6 protein-coding genes are annotated in these 4567 nt (G+C 61.2%); 1 reads left to right on the top strand and 5 read right to left on the bottom strand.

What is annotated here, in order from left to right:
- Positions 1-79: 79 nt before the first annotated feature.
- Together AC0L2D_RS31705 and AC0L2D_RS31700 are read right to left on the bottom strand one after the other, a co-directional pair.
- Entirely contained in the window at positions 80-448 is a 369-nt protein-coding gene (locus tag AC0L2D_RS31705) for a four helix bundle protein (RefSeq protein WP_064994597.1), read from the bottom strand.
- Between the two features lie 55 nt (positions 449-503).
- Positions 504-1940 carry a glutamine synthetase family protein gene (locus AC0L2D_RS31700; RefSeq protein ID WP_027035719.1) on the bottom strand — a complete coding sequence of 479 codons (1437 nt, stop codon included), beginning with the start codon at positions 1938-1940 and terminating at the stop codon, positions 504-506.
- Positions 1941-2085: 145 nt separating this feature from the next.
- Here AC0L2D_RS31700 and AC0L2D_RS31695 point away from each other — a divergent pair, with 145 nt between their 5' ends.
- Positions 2086-2799, top strand: coding sequence for an HAD family hydrolase (locus AC0L2D_RS31695; RefSeq protein WP_013530243.1), 714 nt, complete (start codon positions 2086-2088; stop codon positions 2797-2799).
- 82 nt (positions 2800-2881) lie between these two features.
- Here AC0L2D_RS31695 and AC0L2D_RS31690 read toward each other — a convergent pair whose 3' ends face one another.
- From AC0L2D_RS31690 to AC0L2D_RS31680, 3 genes are all read right to left on the bottom strand, one after another.
- Positions 2882-3286, bottom strand: coding sequence for an ANTAR domain-containing protein (locus AC0L2D_RS31690; RefSeq protein ID WP_224621462.1), 405 nt, complete (start codon positions 3284-3286; stop codon positions 2882-2884).
- A gap of 278 nt (positions 3287-3564) precedes the next feature.
- On the bottom strand, positions 3565-3807 hold the full coding sequence (locus AC0L2D_RS31685; protein ID WP_006202762.1) for an SMc00767 family acetate metabolism repressor: 243 nt from the start codon (positions 3805-3807) through the stop codon (positions 3565-3567).
- 58 nt (positions 3808-3865) lie between these two features.
- Positions 3866-4567, bottom strand: a 702-nt coding sequence (locus AC0L2D_RS31680; protein ID WP_473544095.1) for a beta/alpha barrel domain-containing protein, incomplete at its 5' end; no start/stop codon positions are given.

Raw genomic sequence — 4567 nt, 5'->3', positions numbered from 1 at the left:
GGGAGTAGGGGAGTAGGGGAGTAGGGCAGTAGGGCAGTAGGGCAGTAGGGCAGTAGGGCAGTAGGGCAGTAGGGCAGGACTATTCCGGTGACAGTTTTCGGATCAGAAGCCGCAAGAGCGTTCCGACGCTCTCACTGCGGGCCATCAATGATTCGATCGTCTCGTGCGAGGCGATTCCGACGCGTTGCGCGATCAGCAGATGGGTCTCCAGTTCCTTGAGTGATCCCTGGGCGATCCTGAGAAATTGCTGATAGGAAGCTCGGCTTTCTCGCCCGTAACCTTCGGCAATGTTGGCGGGAACGGAGGTGGCTGCACGGCGTACCTGAGTCGTCAGGCCGTAGAGCTCATCCCTTGGCCAAGCTCTGGTTGTTTCGTAGATCGATACCGCCAGATCCATAGCTTGCTGCCAGACAATTAAATCCCTGTACGATTCAATCTTGGCCGTCATCCTTGCCCTACTGCCCTACTGCCCTACTGCCCTACTGCCCTACTCCCCTACTCCCCTACACATTCAGCAACAAATACTCCCGCTCCCACGGACTGATCACTTCCATGAAGGTCTCGAATTCCGCGCGCTTGATCGCCGCATAGGTCGCGGCGAACGACTTGCCCAGATGAGCGCAGAGTTCCTCGTCCCCCTCGAACAGGTCGACGGCTTCGAGCAGGCCGCGCGGCAGGTCGATCTCGTCGGCATTGGCCGTGGTCAGGACCGGGGGCTCGGCCTTGATCTTGTTGGTGATGCCGATCAGCCCGCAGGCAAGCGATGCCGCCAGCGCCAGATAGGGATTGGCATCGGAGGACGGGATGCGGTTTTCGACGCGCCGTGCCGCCGGATCCGAGCGTGGCACGCGAAACGCCGTGGTGCGGTTGTCATAGCCCCATTTGTTGTTGACCGGCGCCGACGCCGCCTGTGTCAGCCGGCGGTAGGAATTGACATAGGGCGCGAACATCACCAGCGCGTTCGGCACATGCTTCTGCATGCCGCCGATAAAGTGGAAAAAATCGTCGGTTTCCGAGCCGTCAGCGGCCGAAAAGATGTTCTGTCCGGTCTTCTTGTCGATGATCGACTGATGGATGTGCATGGCGGAGCCGGGTTGCCCCTGGATCGGCTTGGCCATGAAGGTGGCGTAGATCTCGTGCTTCAGCGCCGCCTCGCGAATGGTGCGCTTGAACATGAACACCTGGTCGGCCAGTTCGATCGGGTCGCCATGGCGCAGATTGATCTCCAACTGGCCGGCACCTTCCTCGTGGATCAGCGTATCGATCTCCAGGCCCTGGCTTTCGGAGAAATGGTAGATGTCGTCGATCAGTTCGTCGAATTCGTTGACGCCGGCGATCGAATAGCCGGCGCCGCCGCCGATCGCGCGTCCCGACCGGCCGACCGGCGGGGTCAGCGGATAGTCCGGGTCGGGATTCTTGCGCACCAGGTAGAACTCGATCTCGGGCGCCACCACAGGCTTCAGGCCGAGCTTGTCATAGGCGGCCACCACACGCTTCAACACGTTGCGCGGCGTGAACTCGACCGAGCGTCCGTCCTGGTGGACGAGGTCGCAGATGACCGCTGCCGTCGGGTCTTCTTCCCAGGGCACCACCGTCAGCGTCGACAGGTCGGGCATCAGTTTGAGGTCGCCGTCGTCTTCCGGGTAATGGAAGCCGTTGCCATCCTCGGGGTAGCCGCCGGATATCGTCGTCATGAAGACTGCCGACGGCAGCGCCAGCGAGGTGTTGGAGGTGAATTTCTTCGATGGCATCATCTTGCCACGCGCGACGCCTGCCTGATCGGGCGTGATGCACTCGATGTCCTCGATGCCGCGCCATTCCAGCCAGGCGCTGACTTCCTTCCAGTTCTTGACGCCTCGTTGGTTTTTCACGAAGGCAGGCGTGCGGGCGCGTCCTCCGCGGCTCGACGGACGGACTTCCTTTTTTGCAGGCGGCATCATTCACCAGATTGGGTTGCGGATTGTGGAGTATAGCCGTGCCCTCCTATGGAAGGGAAGGGGAGCCGCGTCGGGCATTGCCCGGTGCGGTTGAAAATCACGCCAATCGGCTTAGTTTCGGCCGTCCCAATTCCAATCGAGGCGTTCAATGCGGCGCAATGACAAACTGACGACGATCGGCTTCGACGCCGACGACACGTTGTGGCAGAACGAGCAGTTCTTCCGGCTGACGGAAAAGCGCTTTGCCGCCATGCTCGTCGACCATGGCGAAGCGGAGCACATCTCGGCACGATTGCTGGAGGCCGAAAGGCGCAACCTCGCTGTCTATGGCTTCGGCATCAAGGGATTTACCCTGTCGATGATCGAGACGGCGATCGAGGTCACGCAAGGCCGCGTGCCGGGCTCGGTCATAGCGGAGATTCTCGATGCCGGCCGCGAGATGCTGAGCCATCCGATCGAGGCCTTGCCGCACGCCCGCGAGACGGTCGAAAAGCTTGCCGGCGCATTCCGCCTCGTGCTGATCACCAAGGGCGACCTCTTCGACCAGGAGCGCAAGCTGGCTGGCTCAGGCCTTGGCGATCTGTTCGACGCGGTCGAGATCGTCAGCGACAAGAATGCTGCCACCTATAGCAGGCTCTTCAAGCGCCACGGCGATGGTCCGGCGAAAAGCATGATGGTCGGCAACTCGCTGAAGTCGGATGTGGTGCCGGCCATCGAGGCCGGCGGGTGGGGTGTTCATGTGCCGCATGAACTGACCTGGGTGCTGGAGCATGTCGAAGCGCCGGTAACCGAATCGAGGTTCCGCCAGATATCCGATCTCGGACAACTGCCCGGACTGATCGAAAGCATCATCGATCCCTGATCGCCGGGCGATCCGTGGTCGCCCGGCCTTACCTGGTTCGATTCCGGACGGAAAAACCGCTACACACTTTCCCGCAATTGCCTCAGCGGCCGATCAGGCGATCGATCACCGGTTGCAACCGTTCGGGCGTGATCGGCTTGGCGATCACCACATCGATGACACCAGACAAGCCCAGGCTTTCTGTGGTGCCATTCTTGGTTGACAGCAGGATTACCGGTGGCAGCGATTTGCCCGAGGCGCGGCGCAACGCGTCGATGCTGGACATCAGATTGTCGCAGTCCTTGTTGTCGGCGCCGCCGTCAAGGACAACCGCGCCGGGAATGAGCGACCGCAAGATCCTTGCCGCCGTGTCGGGAGATTCCGAAATCGGCTTGAGCCCGGATCGCTCGACGATCTTTGAAATCACCACGCGATTGATTGGCGACCTGCCGACGACAAGCACCTGCGACGGATCACGGATCGCCTCGGTGGTTGAGCCGCGGGTCACCAGATTCGGATGTCTTGGAGTCTCGCCTTCGCGATTCACCGGGCACACAAGTCGGCCAAGAAGCTCGCCCCTATTTCAATGCAGAGTTGAATCCGGAGCGCAATTGGCGTGAGATCGCAGCCTATGTCAAGTTGAAATAAAAGTGCCCGAAATCATCGCCGGGACAGTGAATTTCAAGCAACGCTACTGTACTCGACTGTCCACACGCGCATTTCATAAAAAGAAAATTCACCTGCGCAGGGGCTGCGCAGGTGAAGGGTCGGTTGCATGGATTTCAGTCAGCCGTGGCTCTGCTGCGTGACGATCACCGGGATCAGCAGATCGCCCCAGTTGCCGTCGCCGCCGTGATGTCGTGCCGAGCGCACGAGTTCCACCGAGACGCCCGCCTCGACCGCCTTCATAACCGACTGGTTGAGGCGGTGCAGGTCGTTGGCCAGCATGCGGATCGTCGCCTGCTGGTCGACGCTCATCGTCGTCGACTGTTCCTCGGCGCGTTCCTTGACGCGGCTTATCGATGCCATTGGTTTTCTCCTTGTGTCCCAAGCCCTGTCGGGCGTTTCCTCTGAGTTTTTCTGTTCGCTATTCGGCGGCCGGTTTGAACTGCGCGTGCTCCGTCGATTCATGCATGGCGGTGGTCGACGACTGGCCGCCGGTGATCGCCATCGACACGGCGTCGAAATAGCCGGTGCCGACCTCGCGCTGATGCTTGGTCGCGGTGTAGCCATCGGCCTCGGCCGCGAACTCCGCTTCCTGCAACTCGGAATAGGCCGCCATCTGCCGCGCCTTGTAGCCGCGCGCCAATTCGAACATGCCGTAGTTGAGCTGGTGAAAGCCGGCGAGCGTGATGAACTGGAACTTGTAGCCCATGGCGCCGAGCTCCTTCTGGAACTTGGCAATCGTCGCGTCGTCGAGGTTCTTCTTCCAGTTGAACGACGGCGAGCAATTGTAGGCGAGCAGCTTGTCGGGATGGTGCTTGCGCACGCCGTCGGCGAATTTCCTGGCCTGTGCCAGGTCCGGCTTCGAGGTCTCGCACCAGATCAGATCCGCGTAAGGCGCATAGGCGATGGCGCGGGCAATGCAGGGCTCGATGCCGTTCCTGACATGATAGAAACCCTCAATCGTGCGCCCGGCGTCGTAGTCGACGAAAGGCTGGTCGCGCTCGTCGATGTCGGAGGTGAGCAGCTTGGCGGCTTCCGCATCGGTGCGCGCGACGACCAGGGTCGGCGTGCCCATCACGTCCGCCGCCAGGCGCGCGGCGTTGAGGTTGCGGATGTGCGCCGC

The organism is Mesorhizobium sp. WSM4833, assembly GCF_055811095.1.
This window is presented reverse-complemented; position numbering and strand designations above follow the sequence as displayed.

Bases quoted from the DNA above. Each gene is read 5' to 3' on its own strand.
- AC0L2D_RS31705 (WP_064994597.1), bottom strand. From the start codon at position 448: ATGACGGCCAAGATTGAATCGTACAGGGATTTAATTGTCTGGCAGCAA.
- AC0L2D_RS31685 (WP_006202762.1), bottom strand. From the start codon at position 3,807: ATGGCATCGATAAGCCGCGTCAAGGAACGCGCCGAGGAACAGTCGACG.
- AC0L2D_RS31695 (WP_013530243.1), top strand. From the start codon at position 2,086: ATGCGGCGCAATGACAAACTGACGACGATCGGCTTCGACGCCGACGAC.
- AC0L2D_RS31700 (WP_027035719.1), bottom strand. From the start codon at position 1,940: ATGATGCCGCCTGCAAAAAAGGAAGTCCGTCCGTCGAGCCGCGGAGGA.